This is a genomic window from Spirabiliibacterium mucosae, assembly GCF_014884965.1.
Lineage (GTDB): Bacteria > Pseudomonadota > Gammaproteobacteria > Enterobacterales > Pasteurellaceae > Spirabiliibacterium > Spirabiliibacterium mucosae.
Genome location: NZ_JABTBO010000017.1, coordinates 15,311 through 41,356 on the forward strand (window position 1 = coordinate 15,311; position 26,046 = coordinate 41,356).

The 26,046-nt window shown below is 51.8% G+C and carries 31 protein-coding genes and 4 tRNA genes; 22 read left to right on the top strand and 13 right to left on the bottom strand.

Annotated elements, in window-relative coordinates; all coding sequences use genetic code 11:
* Positions 1–2: 2 nt before the first annotated feature.
* The 6 genes from HPC37_RS07410 (at position 3) to HPC37_RS07435 (ending at position 5,848) form a co-directional block, all read left to right on the top strand.
* Entirely contained in the window at positions 3–1,193 is a 1,191-nt protein-coding gene (locus HPC37_RS07410) for a phage tail-collar fiber domain-containing protein (protein ID WP_235961597.1), read from the top strand.
* A 59-nt stretch (positions 1,194–1,252) separates the two neighbouring features.
* Complete coding sequence (locus HPC37_RS07415; RefSeq protein ID WP_208122528.1) at positions 1,253–2,422, top strand: hypothetical protein; 1,170 nt, start codon at positions 1,253–1,255, stop codon at positions 2,420–2,422.
* Positions 2,419–2,736: a tail fiber domain-containing protein gene (locus HPC37_RS07420; RefSeq protein WP_208122529.1), complete on the top strand. Its 318-nt coding sequence runs from the start codon at positions 2,419–2,421 to the stop codon at positions 2,734–2,736. Before HPC37_RS07415 ends, HPC37_RS07420 begins: the two co-directional genes overlap by 4 nt.
* A gap of 180 nt (positions 2,737–2,916) precedes the next feature.
* The gene (locus HPC37_RS07425; protein WP_208122530.1) at positions 2,917–3,669 is read left to right on the top strand and encodes a hypothetical protein; all 753 of its coding nucleotides are present in this window, start codon (positions 2,917–2,919) and stop codon (positions 3,667–3,669) included.
* Positions 3,669–4,244, top strand: a complete 576-nt coding sequence (locus HPC37_RS07430) for a baseplate complex protein (RefSeq protein WP_208122531.1) — start codon at positions 3,669–3,671, stop codon at positions 4,242–4,244. Before HPC37_RS07425 ends, HPC37_RS07430 begins: the two co-directional genes overlap by 1 nt.
* 2 nt (positions 4,245–4,246) lie before the next feature.
* The gene (locus HPC37_RS07435; RefSeq protein ID WP_208122532.1) at positions 4,247–5,848 is read left to right on the top strand and encodes a hypothetical protein; all 1,602 of its coding nucleotides are present in this window, start codon (positions 4,247–4,249) and stop codon (positions 5,846–5,848) included.
* Positions 5,849–6,226: 378 nt separating this feature from the next.
* Here the strand turns inward: HPC37_RS07435 and HPC37_RS07440 are convergent, their stop codons facing one another.
* From HPC37_RS07440 to HPC37_RS07455, 4 genes are all read right to left on the bottom strand, one after another.
* Positions 6,227–6,466, bottom strand: coding sequence for a hypothetical protein (locus HPC37_RS07440; RefSeq protein WP_208122533.1), 240 nt, complete (start codon positions 6,464–6,466; stop codon positions 6,227–6,229).
* A tRNA-Leu gene (locus HPC37_RS07445) sits at positions 6,437–6,523 on the bottom strand. The genes HPC37_RS07440 and HPC37_RS07445 overlap by 30 nt, the downstream gene beginning before the upstream one ends.
* A gap of 6 nt (positions 6,524–6,529) precedes the next feature.
* Positions 6,530–6,603 (bottom strand) — tRNA-Cys (locus HPC37_RS07450).
* Between the two features lie 3 nt (positions 6,604–6,606).
* Positions 6,607–6,682: transfer RNA gene (locus HPC37_RS07455), tRNA-Gly, on the bottom strand.
* Between the two features lie 223 nt (positions 6,683–6,905).
* On the opposite strand from HPC37_RS07455, the gene HPC37_RS07460 reads away from it, so the two are divergent.
* From HPC37_RS07460 to bioD, 6 genes are read left to right on the top strand one after another with little or no spacing between them, the layout of a single operon-like run.
* The gene (locus HPC37_RS07460) at positions 6,906–8,015 is read left to right on the top strand and encodes a methionine biosynthesis PLP-dependent protein (protein ID WP_208122534.1); all 1,110 of its coding nucleotides are present in this window, start codon (positions 6,906–6,908) and stop codon (positions 8,013–8,015) included.
* A 2-nt stretch (positions 8,016–8,017) separates the two neighbouring features.
* The gene (gene bioA / locus HPC37_RS07465) at positions 8,018–9,307 is read left to right on the top strand and encodes an adenosylmethionine--8-amino-7-oxononanoate transaminase (protein WP_208122535.1); all 1,290 of its coding nucleotides are present in this window, start codon (positions 8,018–8,020) and stop codon (positions 9,305–9,307) included.
* Positions 9,304–10,449, top strand: a complete 1,146-nt coding sequence (locus HPC37_RS07470) for an aminotransferase class I/II-fold pyridoxal phosphate-dependent enzyme (protein ID WP_345790020.1) — start codon at positions 9,304–9,306, stop codon at positions 10,447–10,449. Before bioA ends, HPC37_RS07470 begins: the two co-directional genes overlap by 4 nt.
* Complete coding sequence (locus HPC37_RS07475; protein WP_208122536.1) at positions 10,449–11,105, top strand: DUF452 family protein; 657 nt, start codon at positions 10,449–10,451, stop codon at positions 11,103–11,105. Before HPC37_RS07470 ends, HPC37_RS07475 begins: the two co-directional genes overlap by 1 nt.
* Positions 11,096–11,863 (top strand): malonyl-ACP O-methyltransferase BioC, encoded by a 768-nt coding sequence (gene bioC / locus HPC37_RS07480; protein ID WP_208122537.1) that lies wholly within the window; start codon positions 11,096–11,098, stop codon positions 11,861–11,863. Before HPC37_RS07475 ends, bioC begins: the two co-directional genes overlap by 10 nt.
* Position 11,864: 1 nt before the next feature.
* On the top strand, positions 11,865–12,509 hold the full coding sequence (gene bioD, locus HPC37_RS07485) for a dethiobiotin synthase (protein WP_208122538.1): 645 nt from the start codon (positions 11,865–11,867) through the stop codon (positions 12,507–12,509).
* Here the strand turns inward: bioD and HPC37_RS07490 are convergent.
* The 5 genes from HPC37_RS07490 to pth form a co-directional block, all read right to left on the bottom strand.
* Positions 12,506–14,026 carry a tripartite tricarboxylate transporter permease gene (locus HPC37_RS07490; RefSeq protein ID WP_208122539.1) on the bottom strand — a complete coding sequence of 507 codons (1,521 nt, stop codon included), beginning with the start codon at positions 14,024–14,026 and terminating at the stop codon, positions 12,506–12,508. The two genes, bioD and HPC37_RS07490, sit on opposite strands and share 4 nt — an antisense overlap.
* Entirely contained in the window at positions 14,023–14,478 is a 456-nt protein-coding gene (locus HPC37_RS07495; RefSeq protein ID WP_208122540.1) for a tripartite tricarboxylate transporter TctB family protein, read from the bottom strand. Before HPC37_RS07495 ends, HPC37_RS07490 begins: the two co-directional genes overlap by 4 nt.
* Before the next feature lie 12 nt (positions 14,479–14,490).
* Positions 14,491–15,456 carry a Bug family tripartite tricarboxylate transporter substrate binding protein gene (locus HPC37_RS07500; RefSeq protein ID WP_208122541.1) on the bottom strand — a complete coding sequence of 322 codons (966 nt, stop codon included), beginning with the start codon at positions 15,454–15,456 and terminating at the stop codon, positions 14,491–14,493.
* A 173-nt stretch (positions 15,457–15,629) separates the two neighbouring features.
* Complete coding sequence (gene ychF, locus HPC37_RS07505; RefSeq protein WP_208122542.1) at positions 15,630–16,721, bottom strand: redox-regulated ATPase YchF; 1,092 nt, start codon at positions 16,719–16,721, stop codon at positions 15,630–15,632.
* A gap of 15 nt (positions 16,722–16,736) precedes the next feature.
* Positions 16,737–17,324, bottom strand: coding sequence for an aminoacyl-tRNA hydrolase (pth, locus tag HPC37_RS07510; protein WP_208122562.1), 588 nt, complete (start codon positions 17,322–17,324; stop codon positions 16,737–16,739).
* 161 nt (positions 17,325–17,485) lie between these two features.
* Here pth and HPC37_RS07515 point away from each other — a divergent pair, with 161 nt between their 5' ends.
* A complete protein-coding gene (locus HPC37_RS07515) occupies positions 17,486–17,815 on the top strand; it encodes a GlpM family protein (RefSeq protein WP_208122543.1) in 330 nt (109 codons plus the stop codon).
* A gap of 33 nt (positions 17,816–17,848) precedes the next feature.
* Here the strand turns inward: HPC37_RS07515 and ykgO are convergent, their stop codons facing one another.
* Complete coding sequence (gene ykgO / locus HPC37_RS07520) at positions 17,849–17,989, bottom strand: type B 50S ribosomal protein L36 (protein ID WP_208119295.1); 141 nt, start codon at positions 17,987–17,989, stop codon at positions 17,849–17,851.
* 9 nt (positions 17,990–17,998) lie between these two features.
* Positions 17,999–18,262, bottom strand: coding sequence for a type B 50S ribosomal protein L31 (locus tag HPC37_RS07525; RefSeq protein WP_208122544.1), 264 nt, complete (start codon positions 18,260–18,262; stop codon positions 17,999–18,001).
* Between the two features lie 372 nt (positions 18,263–18,634).
* Between HPC37_RS07525 and HPC37_RS07530 the strand changes: the two genes are divergently transcribed.
* From HPC37_RS07530 to HPC37_RS07540, 3 genes are read left to right on the top strand one after another with little or no spacing between them, the layout of a single operon-like run.
* Positions 18,635–19,111 (top strand): hypothetical protein, encoded by a 477-nt coding sequence (locus HPC37_RS07530; RefSeq protein WP_208122545.1) that lies wholly within the window; start codon positions 18,635–18,637, stop codon positions 19,109–19,111.
* Between the two features lie 14 nt (positions 19,112–19,125).
* Complete coding sequence (locus tag HPC37_RS07535) at positions 19,126–19,770, top strand: YchE family NAAT transporter (protein WP_208122546.1); 645 nt, start codon at positions 19,126–19,128, stop codon at positions 19,768–19,770.
* Positions 19,770–21,326 (top strand): peptide ABC transporter substrate-binding protein, encoded by a 1,557-nt coding sequence (locus HPC37_RS07540; RefSeq protein WP_208122547.1) that lies wholly within the window; start codon positions 19,770–19,772, stop codon positions 21,324–21,326. The genes HPC37_RS07535 and HPC37_RS07540 overlap by 1 nt, the downstream gene beginning before the upstream one ends.
* Here HPC37_RS07540 and ribA read toward each other — a convergent pair.
* Positions 21,323–21,943, bottom strand: a complete 621-nt coding sequence (ribA, locus tag HPC37_RS07545; RefSeq protein WP_208122548.1) for a GTP cyclohydrolase II — start codon at positions 21,941–21,943, stop codon at positions 21,323–21,325. The genes HPC37_RS07540 and ribA overlap by 4 nt on opposite strands.
* 160 nt (positions 21,944–22,103) lie before the next feature.
* Between ribA and nagK the strand changes: the two genes are divergently transcribed.
* A complete protein-coding gene (gene nagK / locus HPC37_RS07550; protein ID WP_208122563.1) occupies positions 22,104–23,018 on the top strand; it encodes an N-acetylglucosamine kinase in 915 nt (304 codons plus the stop codon).
* On the opposite strand, the gene HPC37_RS07555 is transcribed toward nagK, so the two are convergent.
* Positions 23,019–23,582, bottom strand: a complete 564-nt coding sequence (locus HPC37_RS07555) for a YceB family lipoprotein (protein ID WP_208122549.1) — start codon at positions 23,580–23,582, stop codon at positions 23,019–23,021.
* Positions 23,583–23,666: 84 nt separating this feature from the next.
* Between HPC37_RS07555 and HPC37_RS07560 the strand changes: the two genes are divergently transcribed.
* From HPC37_RS07560 to rimP, 5 genes are all read left to right on the top strand, one after another.
* The gene (locus HPC37_RS07560) at positions 23,667–24,374 is read left to right on the top strand and encodes a hypothetical protein (RefSeq protein WP_208122550.1); all 708 of its coding nucleotides are present in this window, start codon (positions 23,667–23,669) and stop codon (positions 24,372–24,374) included.
* A 45-nt stretch (positions 24,375–24,419) separates the two neighbouring features.
* Entirely contained in the window at positions 24,420–25,142 is a 723-nt protein-coding gene (locus tag HPC37_RS07565; RefSeq protein ID WP_208122551.1) for a BUD32 family EKC/KEOPS complex subunit, read from the top strand.
* The gene (locus HPC37_RS07570; protein WP_208122552.1) at positions 25,139–25,276 is read left to right on the top strand and encodes a hypothetical protein; all 138 of its coding nucleotides are present in this window, start codon (positions 25,139–25,141) and stop codon (positions 25,274–25,276) included. The genes HPC37_RS07565 and HPC37_RS07570 overlap by 4 nt, the downstream gene beginning before the upstream one ends.
* Positions 25,277–25,339: 63 nt before the next feature.
* A tRNA-Met gene (locus HPC37_RS07575) sits at positions 25,340–25,416 on the top strand.
* Positions 25,417–25,583: 167 nt separating this feature from the next.
* Entirely contained in the window at positions 25,584–26,045 is a 462-nt protein-coding gene (gene rimP / locus HPC37_RS07580; protein ID WP_208122553.1) for a ribosome maturation factor RimP, read from the top strand.
* Position 26,046 lies beyond the last annotated feature (1 nt).

Genomic DNA, 26,046 nt, shown 5'->3' on the forward strand with positions numbered 1-26,046 from the left:
TTATGACAAAATACAACACCATCATCACCGACCGTTTAACTCAATACATCGCTACCAAAACCATTACAGGTGAAAAAGTGGAGTTAAGCGAGTTTGTCTTTGCCAATTTGTCACAATCCCAGCTTGAGGCCTTAAATCGCTTTAGTGATTTGCCACCCGATTATCAAATTGTGCACCGTCAAGCTGTCAGCCAAGCGGGCGTTGTCAATCAAGACTCGGTAGCGTATTCGGTGACAATGGGCACTGATACGGGCGATTTTTCCTTTAACTGGATTGGTCTTTTGACCGCTGACGGTGATTTGGCCGTGATGATGAAAACTGCACTTACGGACAAAGTCAAGAATAAGCACGGCATTCAAGGCAACAGCTTGACCCGCTCTTTGCTGCTTGAATTCGCAGGCGCGGCCGAGCATACACAAATTGACGTCAGCGCCAACACTTGGCAAATTGACTTCACAGCACGCCTTGCGGGCATTGATGACGCTATCCGTCAAACTAACCTTGATTTATACGGTGAAAGCCGCTTTTTTGACAATGGCTTTTTATGCACTAAGCAAAGCCAACGCGTGGTAAATATCAAAGCGGGCGTGGGGTATGTTCACGGCCACCGCATCACCCTTGATGAAGACACCACCCTTCAAATCAGCAAAGCCAACAGTGCGATTTATATTGACGTGGTGCGTCAAGGCACTGTGACCAGTAAATGGGAAACATTATTCACCTTTTTAACTGACGAGATCGAAAACTACACCGACCGCGCAGGCTATCAGCACTACATTGTGAAATTGTGCGATATTGGCAGCAGCTGGGAGATTATCGACCAACGCCAAACTGGAAAAAACATCACTGAATTAGAACTTAGCGCGCCCGATGGCGCGAAATATATTGGTGAGTGCGAAAGTATTGATCAACTCAAAGAAATTGAGCCTATGAAACAAGGCCAAAAAATCATTGTTCGTGGCTATTATAAAGGTTCTTCTACTGGTGGAGGAGTGTTTTATGCTGAAACACAAGAAGCAGGATTGATAGAAGATTCGGGATTAATTATTCGGACTAAAAGAGGTTCTTTTTGGAAACGTCATTTCGATGATGTTTATATATCTTATTTTGGAGTTGTTGGAGATGGCGAAACAGAAGAAAGCGAACAATTACAAAAGGCTATTAATGCAGCATCAAAATTAAATAAAAATTAAAAGCCAACACAGAAAGAATTTTAGTATCTAAAACAATAGATATTAAAAATAATTGCGATATGTCAGGGGCCACACTTGTTGTAAAAAATGCTTCTTTTGAGCCTGTCTTACGCATAGGGAAAGTATCAAAAGCAAGTTATCAAGTTCGCAAAAAAACGTTTAATTTACCATCAATTGAAAACCTCTCGGCTAATAATGAAGAATACCCTACCCAAGGTATTGGTGTACAGCTTAGAGATGTTAAAGAAAGTATTATCACCTTTGAAACAATAATAGGGTTTGGTGTTGGGATTGATGTTGGGGGTGAATTCAGTGGTTTTGGATATAATCAATTATTCCCAAAAGCCATCCTGAACAACAGAATTAACATGCGATTCTTTCCCAAAGGAGAAAGTGGATGGTGTAATCAAAATACAATCATTGGTGGTCGGTTCGCTCATGTAATACAAACCAATAATATTAGCGGTGTAACTCAAATATTAATGAAGCCTTATTCTGAAAGTTCAGATATTTCAGGTGGGAATAATAATACATTTTTGGGATGTTCTCTTGAATCTATCAAATCGGAATACGTTGTTAATTTTGATGGTGCAGCTAGTGATAACTTATTCTTAAATTGTCGTTATGAAAATTATGGTGATTTAAAGGTGAGGTTGAAATCTCACAAAAGAGGAAGTGTGCATGGTAATCTTTTTATCGGTGGGCATTCTCTATATAGTATTAAATTTTTATATGAAGGGGATAAGAGTTCATATAATGGATTAATTTCTTCTATGAATATGAAGATTGCAGGGCTACAAGAAGGGATATGCATAAATAATACAACAAGTGATAATGTAAATTATGGCCATATTACTGGATATGACTCTCAGTCTAACATTCTTGAAAAAAATAAAGATTCTAAAGATTGGTTGTATAGACTTTATTCTTTCGGAATTAACTTTAAAAGTAAGGGCGATAACTTCTCGCGTGTCAGCCTAGGACGCTGGGGACTTACATTTAACAATGGCGTAAATGAAAATAAAATAATACAACATACTGACGGACTTCGGATAAAAGGAAGTTTAATTCCTGAAGAAGATAATATGTATCAATTAGGCGCTGGGAATAATAGGTTTAACAATTTATATGTTTCGACGGGTACAATAAACACATCTGACCAACGCTTAAAAGATGACATTGCGCCACTTAATAAAAATTATTGGCGGCAGCGAAAAACATCAATTTGAAAACTTACCGCTGGAAAGACGCAATCGAAGAGAAGAAAGGCGGCGCGCGTTATCACGTTGGCGTCATTGCTCAAGAGGTTCAACAAGCTTTTGCAGAGCAAGGACTAAATGCGGGTGATTATGGTGCATTTTGCTATGACCAGTGGGCAGAACAGCCCGAAGTGCTCGACGAAGAAGGCAACGTTATTCAATCCGCACAACCTGCAGGCGATCGCTATGGTGTACGCATGGAAGAATTGCTGGCGCTAAAACTGGCTTATGCGTGTGATGAAATTGAAAAGCTGAAAAAGCAAGTGGCAAAACTCAAAGGCTAGACAATAAAAAGCCCACCGCGGGGACGGTGGGCTTTGCCAATCAACCATTCATTAAAGGGTGTTAATGAAATGAAAACGGGGATATTTTACCTTGTTTTTATATGAATAACAATAATAACCAAGCAGAATTTAGGTTAAAAATAATAATAAATACATTTTTTTATGATATGGTGATCGACAATGTGGGAGAAGAAAACACTGCGGCTTGCGCCTAGCGTGCAAACCGCACTTGAGGGTGCGTTGCGTGGTGAACCAGCACAAGTGAATTTAACCGCTAAGGGCGCTAAAATTGCGGTGCATAATTGGACGCACGGGATCACAACCGCCAGCGGGCGCTATTTATCCCCCGAAAATGCCATCAAAGCCGTGGTGGCCAAGTGCAGCGACTACCGCGACAGCAATCGACCGCGTGGCGTGGTGGAAACGGTGGGGATCTTGCTCACCGCGCGCACAATTGATGACTTTATCCAAACCCTCACCCAAGCGCAGGCATTGTGGGCCGAGCCGACCATTCGCCAAGCGTTGGACTATGCCAAAGCCCACCGCACTTTACAGGCGGACAAAATGACTAAGACGCCGACCATCACCAGCCCCGCATTTAGCCCGAGCACCGACATCACGCCAAGAAGCGCGCGCACGCTGCAATCGGTGATGCGCAATGCCAACGCCACCGCCAGCGCCACCACAGCCGACCCACTGGCCGCCATTGCCGCGTTAAAAGCCAAAAAGGCCGAGCGCGAACAACAAAACCAAGCCAAAGTGCGGTCAATGCTTGCCGCCAGTGCGCCCATTTATGCCCATGTAGACAAGCAAACACTGGAGCAAACCGCACTTTCACTATTGACCAACGCCCCCGACGCCAGCCACGTTTACACCGTGCTGCTGTTTTTTGTGGGTAATGATTTAACCGCACTTAAGGAGATGATCGCCTAATGGAACGCAACCCAGCCGTGTGGCTTGCCTTGAATGGCGAGCCGATCTATTTGCTCAACCCAATCATCACGGTGAGCATTACCCGTGAAGAGAAAGATATGAGCGGGCAAAAATCTAGCACCAAGAAAAGTGAAAAAGGCGTTAAAGCCAAAGAGCTGACCGTCAGTGGCTTGATCCCTTACCGCCGCAAAGAGTGGCTAGAAAAATTGTTTTCACTGTGTGAGGCCAGCGACAAAAAAGGCGCACAAACCAAATACCGCGTCAGCTCACGCTCCGCCGAGGCGGCCAATATGCGTGAGGTGCAATTTTCCGACAAGCTCACCGCCTACGAGCAAGACCAGCGTCAAGCGTGGCGCGTGGATTTCAAATTGCGTGAAGTCAACAGCGTGAGCGAAAAACGCGAAAAGCGCAAAGCCAAACCGAAAAAGAAAACCCACAGCGAAACCGCCCCCGCCGCCAAACCGACCGCAGGCAATACGCCAGCGCAGGCGCAAGAGGCAGAGGATAAGCGCAAGGGGTGGGCTAAAAAGGCTGATGTATTTTTTGAAGGAATTCATAAAGAGTACGGTATTTAATAATGAAATTATTGCAGGAATGTTTAATTGACGGCCAAGAGGTTGAAATCAGCCATTGCCACATTGTGCTCGAACTCAACGCCGCAGGCCGTGGCTTTGTGGTTGTGGCCAGTGAGCAACCGCACTTAAACAACACCGTGGAGCTGAGCCTAGGCACACATGATAATTTTTACCGCTACTTTCACGGCACGGTGGAAGAGGTGCAGGAAGAAGAGCCAGGCTTTCAAAAATTATTTATTCGCGAAACGGTGGCCAAATTCGAGCAGCCCTTGCCGTGCTCAATCCGCCACGCCACATTAAACGATGTGCTCGCCTATGCCAGCCAACAAACTGGCATTGCTATCAAAGTGGCGGCAGGCACCTATGCCAGCACGCCGATCCCCAATTTCACCCACAGCGGATCGGGCTTTCAGCTGCTCAACAATCTAGGGCGGTTGTTCTCAATCCCTGAGTATATGTGGCAGCAAAGCGCCGACGGTTCGCTGTTTGTGGGCAGCCATCAAGACAGCCAGTGGCAAAAAGCCCCGTTTGAGATTGACGAGCAAGAGGCGCTGCGCCGTGGTAATAATCAATTGACCTTACCCGCGGATTACGCCATCCGCCCCGGTGCAATTCTTAACGGCAACAAGGTGGAAAAAACCGAGCTGTTCGACGACGAGCTAACCGTGCATTGGGTTGAGCGCAATCAACACGGCAAGCCAAAAAGCAAAACACCCGAGCAGCGAATGTTAGATAAACACCACCCAGAACTAGCCGGTGGCTACCACTTGCCGCGTTATGCCCGCGTGTTAGGCGTGGCCGACCCGAGTGCAGGCGGCGACATTGCCGATCCATTCCGCCCGAAATATGCCGTAGAGCTGCAATTGCTGGACGAACACGGCAACGACGACACCAGCACCCCGCCTTATTCCGCCGTGCCATTACCCGTGACGAGCACCGGTTCACAAGGCGGTGATTTTGCTTTCCCCGAAGTAGGCACGATTGTGGAGATTGGCTACGCTTACGGGCGACCCGATCAACCTTTCGTGCGTACCATGCTGGCGCAAAACAAAACTGTGCCCGCTGTGGCCATTGGTGAGCAGCTCAAACAACAACGCCCCGAAGTGTTCGAGCGCACCGACGCTGCAGGCAACAAAACCCGCGAAACCGATCAAACCATCACCGATCGATCTTATCAGCGCGTGATTGAAACCGACAGCGAGCGCAAAACCATTGGCACAAGCCACAGCGATATTGACGCCGACAAGCACGTCAACGTTGGCGGCAATCATCACACCGCCGTGGTGGGCAACATTCACACCACCACCGCTAGCAACTATGTGAGCGGCGTGGGCGGTGAAATGCAAGAGCGCATTCAAGGCGTGGCCCAGCGGGTGTCTGACGTAAAAAATAAAATGGTTGCACCGCAAAGCTACGTGGGCAGCGAGGGTCAAAACATTTTCAGAATACTGGAAGACGTGATCCAAATCCTTGCCGACCTTGCAGCCACCACCGCCAGCCACACCCACAACGGTGGCCCAGCGCCCGATCAAAAAGACACATTCAAGGGCTACAACGCCAGCGCCACCGGTGCAAAAGGCAAGCTAAGCCCCATCATTGAGTAAAACCAAGCCGCGCCCAGCGGCTTTTTTATTGCCCCTAGCACCACAATCACCCGCACCGCTCACGTGACGTGAAACGGAACGTAAAATCCACCTCCCCGCCTCCGGAATTTGTATCAAAAATTTGACATTTTTTCAGTTAAGCAACAGCTAAAAAATGCGCTCAAGCCTTGCGGAATAAGGATCACGTTAAAGTGATCGTTTTGTAAGAATTTCAGTTAATTTCAGCTTATTTCACCTAAAAAGATCGTACAAAGGCAATAAAAACAAATAACACATTGATTTAAAAATAAAATATTGATTTCACGTGGGAAAGTTGAGCACATAAAATCGCAACGCATTGAAAAATAAAGAAAATAAAAAATATCGTCACATTTAACGTTAATCTTTTGAAATAAAAAGAAAAAATGAATTGTTACGCGGTGGCTGTTGCTGCTGGTGGCTGTTGTGACGTTTTGCAAATGTCACTTTTAAATAACAGCCACCGAACAGCCACCAGTGGGGAATTTTTGCAAAAGTGCGGTGATGATTAGGCATAAAAAAAGCCGCTTTGTTAGCGACTATCTTTTTGAATTTATTGACTATTTTCAATGGTGCCCGAGGCCAGACTTGAACTGGCACAGCTCGAAAGCCGAGGGATTTTAAATCCCTTGTGTCTACCGATTCCACCACTCGGGCAAAAAATGGAGGCGTGTCCCGGAATCGAACCGAGCTCCACGGATTTGCAATCCGGTGCATAACCTCTCTGCTAACACGCCGTTTGGAGCGGGAAACGAGACTCGAACTCGCGACCCCAACCATGGCAAGGTTGTGCTCTACCAACTGAGCTATTCCCGCATTTCCTTTTCGGAAAGTAGGCTTGCATTTTACCCACTTCCGCGGTGGTGTCAATCTTTCAAGGCAAATTTTTGTTAATTGCTGAAAAAATGAATGATTTGCGCAAAAATGCAAAGTGCGGTCGGCTTTGATGCGATATTCGCGCGCGGAGTATTCCAAGTGTGCTTGGCATGTGTCAAAATAACGGGCTTGAAACAGCAATAACAACGTTAAGGAAAACGCAATGTCAACCTCGTATTCTTTGGAAACACAGCTCGCGCAGCTGGGCAACCGCAGCGATGAAAAAACCGGCGCCGTGTCCGCCCCGATTTATCTCTCCACCGCCTACGGCCATCGTGGCATTAATGAGTCCACCGGCTTTGATTACACCCGCACTAAAAACCCGACCCGCAGTGTGCTGGAAGAGGGCATTGCCGCCCTTGAAGGCGGCGATCGCGGTTTTGCGTGCGCCTCTGGCATGGCGGCGATTCAAATTTTGATGTCGCTATTTAAAGCACCCGATGAGTGGATTATCTCCAGCGATGTCTACGGCGGCACCTACCGCCTGCTGGACCACTGTTACAAAAACAACCACGGCGTGAAGCCCGTTTATGTCAACACCGCCGATTTAGCCGCGATTGAAAGTGCGGTCACGCCCAATACCAAAGCGATTTTTATCGAAACGCCGTCTAACCCGTTGATGGAAGAGTGCGATTTGGATGCCATTAGCAAGCTTGCGAAAAAGCACAATTTGCTGCTGATTGCCGATAACACCTTTTTGACGCCGGCGTTGTTCCGCCCCTTGGAGCACGGCGCCGATATTGTCATCCATAGTGCCACCAAATATTTAGCTGGCCACAACGACGTGTTGGCAGGTCTAATTGTCGCCAAAGGGCAAGCGTTGTGTGATCGCCTATTTTATATCCAAAATGGGGCCGGCGCCGTGCTTTCGCCGTTCGATTCGTGGCTGACCATTCGCGGCATGAAAACGCTCGCCCTGCGCATGGAGCGCCATCAACAAAACGCTCGCGAGTTGGCGGCATTTTTGCGCGCGCAGCCGCAAGTGCTTGATGTGCTTTATCCAAACAAGGGCGGGATGTTGTCCTTCCGCTTGCAGGATGAAGCCTGGGTCAACCCATTTTTGAAAGCCATCAAGCTCATCACCTTCGCCGAAAGCTTAGGCGGCACGGAGAGTTTCATCACTTACCCCGCCACCCAAACGCACATGGATATCCCAGAGCCTGAGCGCATTGCGCGCGGGGTGTGCAACCGCTTGCTGCGCTTTTCTGTCGGGCTTGAAAATGTTGAGGATTTGAAAGCCGATTTAATTCAAGCCTTCGCCAAATTAGGCTAGTTATGCGCTGTGATGATTTGCTCGCCTTTGACCGCGAGCATCTTTGGCACCCGTATTCCTCCACCACCCAGCCGCTGCCAACCTATGCCGTTGAGCGCGCGCAGGGCGTGGAGATCACGCTTACCGACGACCGCGTGCTGATTGATGGCATGTCGTCGTGGTGGGCGGCGTTGCATGGCTATAATCACCCTGTGCTCAACGCAGCAGCCCACGCACAGCTTGAGAAAATGAGCCACATTATGTTTGGCGGGCTGACGCACCAAAGTGCGGTTGAGCTCGGCCAGTTGCTGCTGAAAATTTTGCCTGAAAAGCTGAACAAAATTTTTTATGCTGACTCCGGCTCGGTGGCGGTGGAAGTGGCGATGAAAATGGCGCTGCAATATTTCCAAGCGCAGGGCAAAAGCGATAAATGCCATTTTGCCACCATTCGCTCGGGCTATCATGGCGACACTTGGCATGCGATGTCGGTGTGTGACCCCGTGACGGGCATGCACTCGATCTTCGGCCAGCGGCTGCCAGTGCAATATTTTTTGCCGCAGCCGCGCTCACGCTTTGATGCCGCCTTTGACGAGCAGGATCTTGCGCCGCTGAAAAACTTGCTTGAACGCCACGGGGATGACATTGCCGCGTTGATTTTAGAGCCCGTGGTGCAAGGCGCAGGTGGGATGTATTTCTACTCACCGCACTTTTTAACCCACGCCAAAGCGCTGTGCGCAGCGCACGATGTGTTGCTGATTTTTGATGAAATCGCAACAGGCTTTGGCCGCACGGGCAAATTGTTCGCCCTAGAACACGCTGATGTGGTGCCAGATATCATCTGCCTTGGCAAGGCGCTTACGGGTGGCTACATGACCCTTTCCGCCACCATCACCACAACGCAGGTGGCCAGCACGATTTGCTCAGGCGAGGCGCACTGTTTTATGCACGGGCCAACCTTTATGGCCAACCCGCTGGCCTGCGCGGTGGCGGCAGCATCGATTAAATTGCTGTTATCCAGCGATTGGCAGGGCAAAGTGCGGTCAATTGAGGCGCAGCTTAAACGCGAGCTTGCCCCTGCGGGTAGCTGGCCGTGCGTGCAAGAGGTGCGCGTGCTAGGTGCCATCGGCGTGATTGAAATGAAAAGTGCGGTCGACATGGCGCGGCTGCAAAAGCGCTTTGTTGAAAAAGGCATTTGGGTGCGCCCATTTGGCAAGCTTGTGTATCTGATGCCGCCGTTTATCATCACGCCCGCGCAGCTCAGCCAACTGACAAGCGCGCTGCTGCAAGCGTTGCGTGAGGAGTATTTTGCGTGAGTGTTGAGGCCCAATTGCGCGCTGAGCTGGACGCTTTGCGTAAGCGCGGGCAATATCGCACACTGCCCGGCGTGCAATCAAATGCGGGGCAGGTGAATTTATCCACCAATGATTACCTCGCGCTTGGGCAAGATGTGGCGTTGCAGCAGGCATTTTTAGCCGAGGTTGATGTGCACCAAGCGCCGCTCGGCGCGTGCTCGTCGCGGCTGCTGACAGGCAATTTTGCCCCTTTTGGCGCGCTTGAAACCGCACTTTGCCAGGCCTATGGGCGCCAGGCGCTGGTGTTTAACAGTGGGTATCACGCCAATATCGGGATTTTGCCTGCACTGGCCAATAAGCACACGCTGATTTTGGCCGACAAACTGATTCACGCCAGTGTGATTGACGGCATCCGCTTAAGCGCGTGTGATTTCAAACGCTTTCGCCACAACGACATGGCGCACCTCGCCGCGCTGCTGGCAACGCATCACGCCAACTATGCACGGGTGATTATCGCCACCGAAAGTGTGTTCAGCATGGACGGCGACAGCGCCGATCTCGGCGCACTTGTGGCGCTGAAAAAGCGCTATGAAAATGTGCTGCTGTATGTTGATGAAGCGCACAGTGTCGGCTGCTATGGCGCGCAGGGCCTGGGCTGGGCGCAAAAGTGCGGTGTGATAGATGAAATTGACTTGCTGGTGGGCACGTTTGGCAAGGCGTTTGCCTCCACTGGCGCGTTTGTGATTTGTGCTCCTGTGATGGCGGCCTATTTAACCAACACCATGCGCCCGTTGATCTTTTCAACCGCACTTTCCCCGTTAGTGATGGCATGGAGCGGCTATGTGTTGGCGAAAATGCCCAAGCTGGCGGAAAAAAGAGCGCATTTGGCGCACATCAGCGCGCGCCTGCGTGAGGGCATCAGCACCCTGACAGGCCAAGCAAACCCGAGCACCAGCTACATTGTGCCGTTGATTGTCGGCGAAAATGATCGCGCTGTGGCGCTTGCGCAGGCGTTGCAACAGCGCGGTTTTTATTGCCTGCCGATCCGCCCGCCAACGGTGCCGCAAGGCACGGCGCGCATTCGCTTTTCACTGCACGCCAATGTGGACGCCTCGACCATCGACGCGCTGTTAGACACACTTGAAACATTACTGAGGGCATAATGCAATTTCACTGGATTCACCGCCGCAACTCGCGCAATTTAATCCTCTATTTTGCCGGCTGGAGCACGCCGCCTCAGCTGCTGGCCGGTTACGCCGTGCCTGATAGCACCGACGTGCTGGCGTGTTTTGATTATCAATCTCTTGCCTTTGAGATCGATCTCAGTGCCTATCAGGCGATCACGGTGGTCGCTTGGTCGTTTGGCGTGTGGGTGGCCGAGCAGGTGCTGCCGAGCACGCTGCCGATTAAGCGCCGCGTGGCCATCAACGGCACAGGCCGGCCAGTGGATGATGAATTTGGTATCCCAACGGCGGTGTTTGCCGCCACTTTGGCCAATATGGATGATGCAGGGCGGGCCAAATTTGAGCGCAGAATGTGTGGCACGCGCGAAGCATTGGCGGCTTATCACGCTTTTGTGCAACGCCCGCTTGCGCAGGTGCAAGCCGAGCTTCACGCACTGGCGCGCATGACGGCCACGCGCGAGCACCGCACTTTTGTGTGGGATAAAGCGATTATCGGCCTACATGACCGCATCATGCCTGCCGCGCATCAGCAGCGCTACTTTGCCCGCTTTCAAGTGCAGTGTGAGGTGCTCACGCTTGAGGCACCGCACTTTGTGTTCCCTTATTTTGACAGCTGGCAGGCGCTATGCCAGTAGACAAAAGCCTGATGGTGCAGCGTTTTGCCAAGGCCTTGGTGAGTTACGACGAACACGCCTGCGTGCAGCGTGCGCTCAATCGCCAGCTGATGGCATTATTGCAGGCAAAGTGCGGTCGCGATTTTGCCACCGTGCTGGAGCTTGGCTGTGGCAGTGGCGATTTGACCGCACTTTTGCACCAGCACCTCAGCGCCAAGCAGTGGTGGCACAACGACATCAATCCCGAGGCGATTTCCCGCGTTTCAGCACTCTGGGCAGATGCACACTGCCAGTTTATCTGCGCTGATGGCGAGTGGCTTGACCGCACTTTGCCTGCCAGTGCACAGTTTGATTTGATCGCCTCAGGTGCCGCCGTGCAGTGGTTTAAACACCCGCAGCGCATTGTCACACTGGCGCAACAGCGGCTCAAGCGCGGCGGCGTGCTGGCGTTTAGCACCTTTTTGCCTGAGAATTTGCACGAAGTGCGCAGCCTCACCGGCCACGGGCTGGATTACCCCACCCAAGCGCAGTGGCAGCAGTGGCTTGGTGAGCACTTTGCGCTGCTTGCCATTGAGACCAACTGCCAGATGCTGATACTGGAGAGCCCAAGGGCAGTGTTGAAGCATTTGCAGGCCACGGGCGTGACGGCCACCGCGCAAGTGCGCTGGCGCAAAGCGCAACTGCTTGCCTTTGAGCAGGCCTATGCGCGGGCGTTTAGCGTGCCAGGCGGCGTGCGGTTGAGCTATCACCCCATAATCATGATTGCCAAAAGGAGATAACATGGCAGGGCAGATTTTATTTGTATCTGGCATCGACACCGAGGTGGGCAAAACCATCGCCACCGGTGTTTATGCCCGCAAGCTTGCGCAACAAGGCGTGCGGGTTATCACACAAAAAATGGTGCAAACGGGTTGTGAGAGGCTCTCTGAGGATATCCTCACCCACCGCAAAGTGCAGGGCGTGGCGCTCAATGAGGATGATTTAAGCGGCTTGACGTGCCGTTTTATCTATCACTACCCGTGCTCACCGCACTTGGCCGCCGAGATGGAAGAGCGCGCGATAGATCTTGCACGCATCACCCAAGACAGCCAAACGCTGGCACAGCGCTACGATGTGGTGCTGCTGGAAGGCGCAGGCGGCTTGGCGGTGCCGCTCAATGACACGCTCACCTCGCTGGATTACATTCAACAACACCGCTACCCGCTGATTTTAGTCACCAGCGGCAAATTGGGCAGCATTAACCACACCTTGCTCAGCCTTGAGGTGTGCCGTGCGCGCCAGATTCCTGTGCACACGCTGATTTACAATCGCTACCCCAAAAAAGACGCCTTAATCGAACGCAGCAGCGCGGCCTATTTGCAAACGTACCTAAAAAAACACCACCCGCAGGCGGTGTTTGAGTTTTTAGACGCGCAGGCGCTTTAATCATCAACGCCTTGGCTGGTGGCTTTCATTTTAGCGCGCAGGATTGGGCCGACAAGCATCGGCAAAATTAAGCCGATAATAGCCACTAGCCACAAGCCAATCGCCAGCGGGCTGCCCCACAAAATGGCCCAATCGCCGTTTGAGATCATCAGCGAGTGGCGCAGGGCAATTTCCAGCTCAGGGCCGAGCAGCATGCCGAGAATAATCGGCACCAGCGGGATCTCAATTTTGCGCAAAATATAACCCATCACGCCAAAGCCGATCATCATATAAAGATCAATCACGCTGTGGCTGAGGGCATAAATGCCTAAAATCGCCACCAATGTCACCACTGGCATTAAATAGCGCGGCGGCACGGATAATATTTTGACAAAAAAGCCGACCATCGGGATGTTGAGCAACAGCAGCAACACATTGCCGATAAACAGCGCAGCAATCACCGTCCACACCAGCTCGGCATTTTGTTGAAAGAGCATTGGCCCAGGCGTGATGTTGAGCGAAATCAGCATCGCCAGCAGCACCGCGGTGGTGCCACTGCCAGGCACGCCGAGGGTCAGCATTGGCACCAGCGCGCCACTGGCGGCGGCGTTATTGCCCGCTTCAGGAGCGGCCACACCGCGAGGGTCACCCGTGCCAAAGGTGTTGTGCTTATCCACCCATTTTTTCTCGAGCGTGTAGCTGATAAAGCTGCCCAATGACGCGCCCGCGCCAGGTAAGACGCCAGCGACAAAGCCCAAAATCGCGCCGCGAAACGAGGTTGGCAGCAGCGCAAACACATCGGCCAGTTTGATTTTAAGCTTGTTGATGCGCATCATCTCGCGCACCTCGTGGCGGTGGCTTTCGATAAACAACAGCAATTCGCTGATGGCAAACAAGCCGACTAACACAATGATGAAATCAATCCCTTCGTACAATTCAAGAATGTCAAAAGTATAGCGCGGGATGCCTGTGCTGGCATCAATGCCGACGGTGGCGATCATCAAACCAAGTGCGGTGGCCACCAAAGTTTTGGCGACACTTTTGCTGGTGATGCCACCGAGGGCGGCAAAGGCGAGAATATAGAGCGCAACATATTCCGGCGGGCCGAAGTGTAATGCGGCTTTGGCTAACAAGGGCGCGAGCAGCACCAAGCCGACGGTCGCCAGCAAGCTGCCCACAAACGAAGCCACCGCTGAGAAGACTAACGCTTCCGTCGCTTTGCCTTGCTTGGCCATTGGGTAGCCGTCGAGCGTGGTCATCAGCGCGGGTTCATCGCCAGGAATGTTGAGCAAGATGCTGGAGATCCGCCCGCCGTACATCGCACCGGAATAGACCGCGGTGAGCAAAATCAGCGCGGTGGTTGGGTCAAGCCCGAGGCTGAAGGCCAGCGGGATCAAAATCGCCACCCCGTTGGCCGGCCCCAGCCCTGGCAGGGCGCCGATTAAGGTGCCTAGCGTGCAACCAAGGGCGGCAAAGGCGAGATTTTGCCAGGTGAGCGCCGCCACAAAACCGTTTAACAACAAATCCAGCGTGGTCATAACACACCTCCCAAAATGCCCGCTGGCAGCATCAGCTCAAGCACAAAGTTGAATAAAAGATAAAGTGCGGTTGAGTAGACGGCGGCGATGGCAAAGGCACTCACGGGCTTGGCGCCCATCAGATAACTCAAAAAGCCGCAGCACAGCAGTGAGGTGGGGATGAAGCCAAGGGGCTCGAGCAGCAGGGCATAAACCACCAACACAAGCACCACCACCAGCAGCAACAGCCACGTTTTACCGCGCGCCCAGCCGCTGCTTTCTTGCGGTTTGATCACCAGCCAAAGGCCCGAGAGGCCAAGCAGCACCGCAATGATGGTTGGAAACGTGCGAGGGCCAATGGTTTCATGGGCGCCAAAGGGCTGCTCAAACTCCAGGCCAAGGTAGCCATAGGTGAGCGCCAGCAGCACCATGCACAGCCCAAATAGGCGATCGGCGAATGTTGTTTGCCCCATGCGCACCTCGCGTTATTTCATCACACCAAGGGATTTTGAAATGGCTTGAATATCGGCAATTTGCGTGTTGACGTAGTCGGTAAATGCCGCGCCTGATTTATGAAACGGCATGAGGCCATTTTGCGCCATCACCGCTTTCCATTTCGGGTCATCGTTGAGTTTATCGAGGGTGGTCACCCACCAGTTGTAGGTGTCGTCGCTGATCTCTTTTGGCAGATAGAACCCGCGCCAGTTGGCAGCTGTGGTGTTCACGCCTTGCTCTTTGGCGGTTGGAATGGCGTCATACGGCGCAGGCAAGCGCTCGTCGGCCAGCACCGCCAGCACGCGCAAATCGCCGGATTGGATAAAGCCTTGCGCCTCTGAAATATCCCCTGTGAAAGCATCCAAATGCCCGCCAAGCACTTTGGTGATGGCATCGCCCCCGTTGTTAAACGAGAGGTAGCGGATATCTTTGGCGTTATCCACGCCGGCTTCTTGCGCGGCCATCAACACTTTGAGGTGATCCCACCCGCCCACGGAGCTGGCACCAGCAAATTTGACCGCACTTGGGTCTTTTTTCAGCGCGTCCATCAGCTCGGTGAGGTTTTGATACGGTGCGTCCTTTTTCACCGCAATCACGCCGTAGTCAGCGCCGATGGCGGCGACCCATTTCACCATGTCGGCGTTCATGCCCTTAAATTGCCCTTGCGCCAAGCGCGTGGTGGTGGCGGTGGAGGCGGCGACAAACAAGCCATCGTCTTTTTTGCGTTTCGACACCACATGGGCAAACGCCACACCGCCGCCGGCGCCCGCCATGTTGACGGTTTGAATCGGGTTAGGCACCAGTTTTTCTTCAAACAAAAGTTTCGATACGCTGCGGCAGGTGAAATCCCAACCGCCGCCAGGGCCTGCTGGAGCAAGGCACTCTTTGATAGTTGGGGCGGCAAAACTGCTGCTGGCAAACAAACTCAGCAAAACAACGCTGGCAAATTTTTTCATGGTGCGCTCCTTTTGTGTGGTTTTTGATAACAAATTGAAAATAAAATGTTAAATCACGTTATCAAAATTTCACCACCAGCACAATCAAGCAAGCACAGCGGCACAGTGATCTGGATCGCAAATTAAGCAAAAAGTGGAAAGAAAAACCACCGCAAGTGCGGTGGCTTAGCAGGTTATACGTTAAAGCGGAAGTGCATCACATCGCCGTCTTGCACGATGTAGTCTTTGCCTTCAAGGCGCCATTTGCCCGCCTCTTTGGCGCCGTTTTCGCCGTTGTATTGAATGAAATCATCATAGCCGATGACTTCCGCGCGGATAAAGCCTTTTTCAAAATCGGTGTGGATCACCGCCGCCGCTTTCGGTGCGGTGGCACCCACGGAGACTGTCCATGCGCGCACTTCTTTCACGCCTGCGGTGAAGTAGGTTTGCAGGTTCAACAGTTCGTAGCCGGCGCGAATCACGCGGTTGAGCCCTGGCTCATCGAGGCCTAGCTCGCTTAAAAATTCGTCTTTTTCGTCGTCTTCCAGCTCGGCGATTTCAGCCTCAATGGCCGCACAAACGGGCACCACAACAGAGCCTTCTTTTTCAGCGATTGACCGCACTTTGTCTAAAAATGGGTTGTTTTCAAAGCCATCTTCGTTGACGTTGGCGATGTACATGGTCGGCTTCATGGTGAGGAAGTTGTAGTTTTTCAACACTGCCACTTCGTCTTTGTCAAAATCCAACGTGCGCAGCATGCCGGCATTTTCGAGCACAGGCAGGCATTTTTCCAACACCGTGAGGGCAAATTTGGCTTCTTTGTCGCCGCCTTTGGCCTTTTTCTGCAGGCGTTGAATGGCTTTTTCGCAGCTTTCTAAATCTGCCAGCGCAAGCTCTGTGTTGATGATGTCGATGTCATCGGCGGGGTCAATTTTGCCTGACACGTGCACAATGTCGTCGTTTTGAAAGCAGCGCACCACATGGCCAATGGCATCGGTTTCGCGAATGTTGGCGAGGAATTTGTTGCCCAAGCCTTCGCCAGTGGAGGCGCCTTTCACCAAGCCTGCAATGTCGACAAACTCCATAGTGGTTGGCAACACACGCTGCGGGTTGACGATTTGGGCCAGCGCATCAAGGCGCGGGTCTGGCATCGGCACCACGCCGGTGTTTGGTTCAATGGTGCAAAAAGGGTAGTTGGCCGCTTCAATGCCGGCTTTGGTTAACGCGTTGAACAGCGTGGATTTGCCCACATTTGGCAAGCCGACGATACCGCACTTAAATCCCATAAAAAGTCCTTATTGTTATGCAGCCCGAAACCCGTTAAGGCGGTTTGTGGCTGTAGTGATGTCTTGTTTAAGCATTAATTCAATGCAGCGCGTGGCTTCATCCACGGCTTGCGTGATTTTATCGCGTTCAGTCGGCGCAGGCTTAGACAGCACATAGTGACTCACCAATGCTTTGTCACCTGGGTGACCAATGCCGATGCGCAGACGGTAAAAATCGCGCTGGTTGCCTAAGCGCGCGATGATGTCTTTCAACCCATTGTGGCCTCCGTGGCCGCCGCCGAGCTTGAATTTGGCCACCCCGGGTGGCAGGTCAAGCTCATCGTGGATGACCAAAATCTCTTGCGGCGCAATGCGGAAAAAGTTCGCCAGCGCGCCCACGGCTTTGCCGCTGAGGTTCATAAAGGTTGACGGCAACAGCAACCGCACGTCTTGGCCTTCAATCGTGGCTTTGGCGGTGGCGCCGAAATATTTACTCTCAGGCACCAAGCGCACGTTGTTGCGATCGCACAGCGCGCTGAGCACCCATTCGCCCGCATTATGGCGAGTGCCGTCGTATTGGCTGCCAGGGTTGTTTAAGCCCACGATTAACTTGATTTGTGACACAGCTGCCTCTGAACTCAAAATAATCCGTTATTTTAGGCCAAAAGTGCGGTGCTGACAAGGCAATGGCGGTGAAGATTGTGTTAAAAAAAGGTGAATTTTTACATAGCACCAAGCGTAAGAGTGTGCAAAAATAACCCTATTGAATCTTGCAAGGAGCGTGTGTGGCATTACTGTTTAAAGCCCTGTTGGGCGCCGTGTTGGTGGTGGTGATCGCGATGTTTGCCAAAAGCCGACATTATTATCTCGCCGGCCTCGCGCCCTTGTTCCCCACTTTTGCCATTATTGCGCACTATTTGGTGGCCAAGCAGCAGCCGATCATCAACCTCAAAGCCACATTGCTCTTTTCGATGGGCGCGATGGTGCCGTATTTTATCTATTTGCTGGTGATGTATTATTTGGTTGACAAATATACCATTGAGTGGAGCTTAGTAGCGGCTACCTTGGCGTGGCTGGTGAGTGCCATTGCGTTGATTTTGATTTGGCATCATTAAAGCAAAGTGCGGTCATGTTGACCGCACTTTATATTATTTGCGTTTTTTGCCGCCCTGGCGAGCTTTGAAACGCGGATTTTCTTTGCAGATCACATACACCACACCGTGGCGGCGCACCACTTTGCAGTTGGGGTGGCGTGTTTTGGCGCTTTTAAGAGAGGTTAACACTTGCATAATGCCACCTTATTTGCTTTTCAAGCCAAATTTGGCGAAACGGTTAGTGAACTCGCTCACGCGGCCTTCGGCAGCCACTTGGCGGGTTTTGCCAGTGTAAAACGGGTGAGAGGCAGATGAGGTATCACAAATAAACACAGGGTATTCGTTGCCGTCTTCCCATTTCATGGTGTTGTTGGTGCGCGCACAAGAGCGGATCAAAAAGCCTGTTTTGGCGTTGGAATCGTAGAACAACACGGTGCGGTAGTTGTCTGGGTGGATGCCTTTTTGCATAAAATCTCCTAAAGTGTGTGTGGAAATAAAATGGCTAGTTTATAGATAATGATAACTATTATCAAATAATTTTTTTCAGCCCTGCGTTTACTAATGTCAACTAATGCAATTTTTGAACAGCGGCTTTTGTTTACGTAAAAAACGCCCTATAATGCTAAAATTATGTTCTAATTTTGTTGTTTGGGTAAGCAACTTTTCAGAACGTTGATTTTTGACGCTGATTCAAACTCACTCGAGGTGACAATGTATTCACATACAAAATCAATAGTCATAACTACCCTGTTGCTGATGGCTGCGACTTTGCCCGCACGCGGTGCGAAACTGACCACAAGCCTTGCGCCCTCACATGAACACAATCTTGAAAACTCTGTGATGTCAGGCAGCTATATCGACATGATGCACGATTGGCTCAACACGCTGATTGACGGCAGCACCAGTGTTGATAAATTACCAAAAGTCAACGCCAAAATTACCGATCAAGTCGGCATGGACGCCTACCTCTATGTGGGGGATTACAGCGTGCGGCTGGGCAAAGTGCGGGTCGGCACGGGCAAAAAACGTGATTTTCGCATCGCCTCCCTGGGCACCAGTGACAAAGCCAACCTCTATTCCCAAACCACCGTGTTTAATTGCCGCAAAGGCGAAATGCGCATTGTTGAGGTGATCACTTATCCAAACCTCTCTGAGCGGATGTTCTACAACGTGCCAAAACCTGCGCCATGGGTGGTGCCAAAGGTGGGCAGTGGGCAATATTGGTTAATTAATGCCATTTGTTCAGCAAATCCAGTGACTTTAGATGATAATCGCACCGTAATCGGGTATAGTGTACAGTCGAATCGACTTATGTAACTTAAGGTTTTATTGTGGACTTACCAAATCTTTCTGTTTACGTCCAATTTTTCATTGGGCTTGTGGCTATTGTGAACCCGTTTGGGATCTTGCCTGTTTTTGTCAGCATGACCGCCAACCAATACGAGGCGGAGCGCAAAAAAACCACCCTGATGACCTGCGTGGCAGTGGCGGTGATTTTGCTGATCAGCGTGTTTGTCGGCCAGCTTATCCTCAATCTGTTTAGCATTTCAATTGATGCCTTCCGCATCGCTGGCGGGATGTTGATCGTCTCCATCGCGATGACGATGATTAACGGCAAACTCGGCGATCAAAAACAAAACAAAGAAGAAAAAACCACCGATGTGACCGAATACAACAACATCGCCGTGGTGCCATTGGCCATGCCGATTATGGCGGGGCCTGGCAGCATCAGTACCACCATTGTGTGGTCGTCGCGCTACAATTCATGGCTGGATCTCACCGCCTTTTCCATCGCTGTGCTGCTCTTTGCGCTGCTGTGCTACGCGCTCTTTCGCTCCGCGCCGTATATTGTGAGCCTTTTGGGCAAAACCGGCAGCAACGTGGTGACACGGATCATGGGCGTGATTTTGATGTCGTTGGGCATTGAGGTGGCGGTAGCTGGCATTGGCAACCTCTTCCCTGGGTTGATGCACTAATGAACCGCACTTTGCCTGTTGGGTGCGCGCTGCTGGCACTTTTGCTGGCAGGCTGTGACCCCAAGCCGCCAAGCCCGCCTCCGGCCGGCCAAGACGCGCAGGTGGTGAAAGCGCCCAAAGGCGATGAGCTCCACCGCAAGCGCCTTGAGCGCGGCATGAACTCTGCCTTTGTGTTTAACCCTCACAACATCACCGAAAGCGAGCAGCGCGCGCTGATTTTTGACCTCTACACCGGCCTTGTGCGCCTCAATGCGCAAGGCGAGCTGGAAGCGGCACTCGCCAGCCATTGGCAGGCGCTTTCGCCAACGGTGTGGCAATTTCATTTGCGTGAAGATGCCCAGTGGTCAAACGGCCAGCCGCTGACCGCGCAAGATATTGTCCGCAGCTGGTGGCAGCTGGCCTTGAGTGATAGCCCATTGAAAGACTATTTGCGCTATCTCCATCTTGCCAATATCGACGAGGTGCTGGCCAAAAAAGTGGGCGTCGAGAGCCTTGGCGTGCAGGCCATGGATGACCGCACTTTGCAATTAACCTTAAGCGAGCCGGTGCCTTTTTTGCCGAAATTGCTCGCCCATGTGGCATTGTTGCCGGTGTTTGACGCGCAAACGCAAGGGGAGAGCGACGCCGATGTGCTCGTGAGCAACGGCGCTTATCGATTGAAATCCCACAACAGCCAAACCGCACTTTTAGAAAAAAACGCGCACTATTTTGATGCCGCCAAAGTCGCCTTTGAGCAAGTGCGCTATCACCAAGGCGCTGATGACACCCTCGACATCGCGCCAAGTGATGCGCCAAACGGTGAGGCGGGCACGCTGCTGGCACTGCCGCAACTGTGCACCTATTATTACGAATTCAACTTCCGCCACCCGAGATTACAACAGCAGGCCGTGCGCCAAGCGATTGACGCGATGGTGGCGCAAAATGATTTGCTACCGAAAAGTGCGGTCGGCTTGCGTGTGAACACCAAATTTTTGCCCCACAATCTGCAAACCGACGCGCAGTCCCAAGGTTGGTCGGCCGTGGTGCCCGAGCAGCAACTTGCCGCTGCGGGCGTGAGCCGTGAAAAGCCGCTGAAATTGCGCTTGATCTACGACAACACGGGCGTTCACCCCGCGGTGGCGCAGCAGCTGGTGCGGATGCTGTCGCAATCGGATTTGATTTATGTTCAATCTGAGATGGTGACCACCGAGCAGCTGCTCACGCGGCGTAACCAAGGGGATTTTGATTTGATTCGCTCAGGCTGGTGCGCGGATTTTTATGACCCTGCGGCGTTTTTCGACCCGCTTTATAGCCACAGCCCGAACAACAAAATGGGCATTCAGGATGCGGCGATCGACAACGTGCTCAAGGCGATTTATCAGCCCAACACCACTGAGGCCGAGCGGCGCGCGCTTTACGACAAACTCGCCGGCGTGGTGGACGACAAGCAAGTGGTGCTGCCGCTGTTTCAAGCCTATCGCTACTTGCGCGTGCGTGAGAGTGTGCAGGGCATCAGCGCGGACTACCGCCTAGGCTACTTGCCCAGCGAGCACCTTTATCGCAAAGTCGCACACTAATCGTGGCAACCGCACTTGCATTTGTGCGTGCCGGTGAAATGCCCCATTTTGTCGGCTTTGACTTGGAGATAATCGTTGTTGTATTGATTTTCCCCCACGTTTAACGCCACGCGCTCCACAATGTTGATGCCCGCGCGTTTGAGCGTGTCGATTTTATCGGGGTTATTAGTTAGCAACCGCACTTTGTGTACGCCAAGGGCCTCGAGCATATCCGCACACACGGTGAAATCTCGCTCATCGGCTTTAAAGCCGAGCGCCTCGTTGGCTTCAATCGTATCAAGGCCTTGATCTTGCAGCGCGTAGGCGCGGATTTTGTTAATCAGCCCAATACCGCGGCCTTCTTCGCGGTGATAAATCAACACCCCGCGGCCAAGCTCGCTGATTTGTTTCAACGCTGTTTCAAGCTGAAAGCCGCAGTCGCACTTCAAGCTGTGCAGCGTGTCGCCGGTTAAACATTCCGAGTGAATGCGCGTGAGCACAGGCTCGCCGTCGTCCACCTTGCCCATCACTAGCGCCACGTGTTCTTTTTTGCTCTCTGGCATTTCAAAGCCAATCAAGCGAAACAGCCCATAGCGGGTGGGCAAATTGGCTTGCGCCACAAGTTCAATTTTGGCCATCTCTAAACCCTCATGCAAGTGAAAACGGCGCTATCATAGCACAAGCTGAGCTCGGTTGGCGCAATTTTGTGTGGTATCTCACATCTTGCCACCGCGCGCCTACACAACGGCAAAATTTCAGTTAAAATAACGCCAAAGAGAAATTTAAGGAGATGTGATGATGTATTACGGCTTAGACATTGGCGGCACCAAAATTGAGCTGGCTGCCTTTGATGACCAGTTCAACTTGCTGCACAAAGAGCGGGTTGACACCCCAAAAGAGGACTACCAACGCTGGATTGAAACCGTCGCTGCCTTGGTTGAAAACGCCGATAAAAAATTTGGCGAGCAGGGCAGTGTCGGCATTGGCCTGCCGGGGTTTGTCAACCGTGAAACGGGCATTGCGGAGATCACCAACATTCGCGCGGCCGACAACAAGCCGATTTTGCGTGATTTAAGCGCGCGGCTCGGGCGTGAGGTGCGGGCAGAAAATGACGCCAACTGCTTTGCGCTGTCTGAAGCGTGGGCGGCAGAAAATCAGCAATACCCGTTTGTGCTGGGCTTGATTTTGGGCACCGGCTTTGGTGGCGGCTTGGTGTTTGACGGCAAAGCGCACTCAGGCCATGTGGGCATGGCCGGCGAGCTTGGCCACATTCAGCTAAACTACCACGCGCTGAAATTGCTCGGCTGGGACAACGCGCCGATCTACAAGTGCGGTTGCGGCAATGAGGCGTGTTTGGATACGTACATTTCAGGCCGCGGGTTTGAGATGCTCTATCGTGACCTCAAAGGCGAGGCGTTGAAAGCGCCTGATATCATTGCGCGCTTTTATCAAGGTGAGCAAAGTGCGGTTGAGTTTGTGGAGATGCACATTGAGCTGATGGCCATTTGCATTGGCAACATCATCACCGCACTTGACCCTGATATGATCGTGCTCGGCGGTGGTTTATCGAATTTTGATCACATTTATGACGCACTGCCAAAAGCGCTGCCGAAACACCTGCTGCGCAGCGCCAAGGTGCCGGTGATCAAAAAAGCGATTTTTGGGGATTCAGGCGGCGTGCGTGGGGCGGCCGCCTTGCATATGGTGCGCTGATTACAGCGGCAGGCCGGTTTCAAGCACAATGTTGCCCGGCTCGACGCGCAGCTTTTTGACCATCGCTTTGATCATGCTTTGGGTGCTGTCTTGAGTATCGAGCGTGTAAACTGGGAATTGATTGAGCAGCAGCTCAAGGCTGTTGCTGATCAGCGGCATAATGGTTTGCAGCTGCGCGGCGTATTTGTCAGGCTGAGACGACCAGCGCAAAATGCGCAAATTTTTCAAATAGACTGAGCCTTGCTCCGCGTTGTAAACAGGCGTGACATCAAACACCAAATTAATTTTGCTGGCAATGGATTGCCCTTGAAATTGAATGTTGGCACTCACCGCACCGTCGAGCTGGACGTTTTCACTGTCGTTAACGCCGACTTTGGCTTGCAGAGAATCGACCTGATAGTGCATTTTCATCACCATCGGGATAGAAAAATCATCGTTATAGCCAAATTTTTCAGTGAGGTATTGGTTGATTTGCCCCTCACTGATACGAAAATCACCCGCGTGAGCCAGCAGCGGGAGAATGAGGGCAAACAGGGCAAAAACTGCCTTTTGGATTCGGCGCATAAAATATCCTTTTGGGTTTTAATCCAGCGAAAAACACGCTAGAATAATGGCACTTACAACTCGTATTCACAAAAGTGAGGACCTATGAAACACTATATCACAAAAATTGCGCTTTTATCATCCGCTTTGGCGCTGGGCGCGTGTAGCACCATCTCTGATGTGACTGGCGTGAAATTGCCAGGCGCAGGCGAGACTGCCGCGATGGAAAGCCAACTAGGCTCACAATTGACTCAAATGGAACAATCTCTGGCACAACAGCCACAATTTGCCTACCAACTCAACCAAGACACCTACCGCGCCTACACCAGCGCGGGCAAAGTGGCCTTTGTTGAAGCGAAAGTGAAAGGCGATGTGAGCAAAGCCTACTACAAAGACGGCAAATTGTTCGCCGCGGTGGAAAAAGGCGAAATTTATAGCTTTGACGCCCAAGGCAAATTGGTGGAAGTGGTCAACAGCAACGGCAAAGTTGAAAAAATCGCCGATGCCGATGCCGCCAAACACGCCGCCACTTGGCATGCCAAAGCGAAAAAATGGCAAAATATGTTCGGCCTAACCGCCGCGGAGCGCAACCCATCACGCGTGCGCACAGGCGCCGATGCCAAGCTCAACTACCTCTGCATTGCCAAATTGCAACAAGTGGCGGGCACCAAACGCGTGTTCCGCAGCTCAGCCAACCGCGGCAACAGCACCCGCTTGAGTGCGGATATGCGCTTAAACGGCAACCAATACTATGTGATGGACTGCCAATTGCAAGGCGATCGCGTATCCAGCCTCAGCTTGCATAAAAAATAAGTATTAAAAGGATAGAAAGAGCGGTTTCGACCGCTCTTTTAGTTTATGATGACATTAACGGCCTACATCGCTCAACTTCGCCAACAACACGCCGACCAACGCGTGGTGAGTTTCACCTATGACGGCGAAACCTATTGGCTCAAACAAGTTGAACGCACCCGTGGTGCAATGCGCCTACTTAAGGGCAACCCCAAGCAGGCGTTAGCCACCGAAATTGCTACCTTGCGCCGCTTAAACCAACTCGACGCACCCTGTGCGCAGCTTGTGGAGGCCAGTGACGATTATCTCGTGCTCACCGATGTGGGGGAAACGGTCAACCACTGGCTCAACCGCGATGACATGACGGATGCTGACAAAATCGCGCTGGTAGCCCAATGCGCCAGTGCACTTGCCGCGCTGCACCAAACAGGGCTGGTGCATGGCCGCCCTGCGCTGCGGGATATGGGCTATAAAAAAGGCAAAGTGCGGTTTATCGATTTTGAATCCCCCCTTGATCAGCGCAAGCTTGAGCGCAACAAAGTGCGCGACTTGTTGGTGTTTTTGCACGATCTCTACCGCAGTGAGCAAGGCAGTGATGCGATGCTTAACGCCGCCGTGAGTGCTTATCGCCAAGGTGGCGGGGAGCAGATTTATCAGCGGGCAACCGCACTTTTACAGCGCTGGCGGTGGCTCTATTACTTGCTCAAACCCACCCGCAGTTTTGCCGGCAAAGATTTACTGTCAGGCTTGCAGTTGTTTGATTATTTTTTGAAAAAGGATAACGCATGAAAAAATCCCTGTTCATCCTCTTGTTAAGCGTGTTGTTGGCCGCCTGCGCCAACACGGGCGTGAGTGCCAGCGCCGGCGGCGGCAGCCTCGGTGTGGGCGGCAATCTTGGCGTATTTACGGGGTTTAGTTTTTAACCACCTGCAGGCTTAAGGCTTGCTATTGCCACTAAGAAGCGCTATAATGTGCGCTGTTTCGGACGCGGGGTGGAGCAGCTTGGTAGCTCGTCGGGCTCATAACCCGAAGGTCGTTGGTTCAAATCCAGCCCCCGCAACCAATCCGCATAAGCGGAAGAATATGGCGATTTGCCCCATGGCAAATTGTGTAGCCCATAAAGCCCCAATAGGGGTTTTTTTGTGGAATAATGTTGGCGTTTGAGTTTTCAAACAAAAGTTTATGGGCTATCAGCCCTTTTTTTGTATCTTTTTTTAACTGGGGGATCTTTTGGCGACACTAGAACAAAACATTGTTGATGCCGTGCAAAGTGCGGTCGATGCCTATGGCTGCGAGCTTTGGGGCGTTGAAGTGCAACGCGCAGGTCGATTTTTAACGGTTCGTCTTTATATTGACAAAGACGGTGGCGTGAGCGTGGACGATTGCGCCGATGTCAGCCGACAAGTCAGCGCGATTATGGACGTGGAAGATTTTATCGCGGACAAATACAACCTTGAAGTGTCGTCACCCGGTTTAGATAGACCGTTATTCACCCTTGACCAATATAGCCGCTATGTTGGCCAAGAGATTGTCGTGCATCTGCGCGTGAGCGTTGCAAATCGCAGAAAATGGCGTGGCAAACTTGAAAGTGTCGAAGGCGATATGCTGACACTTAACGCCGACGGCGAGGTGCAAACCTTCGCGTTTGGCAATATTCAAAAAGGACATATCGTCTACCACTTTGATGATTAAT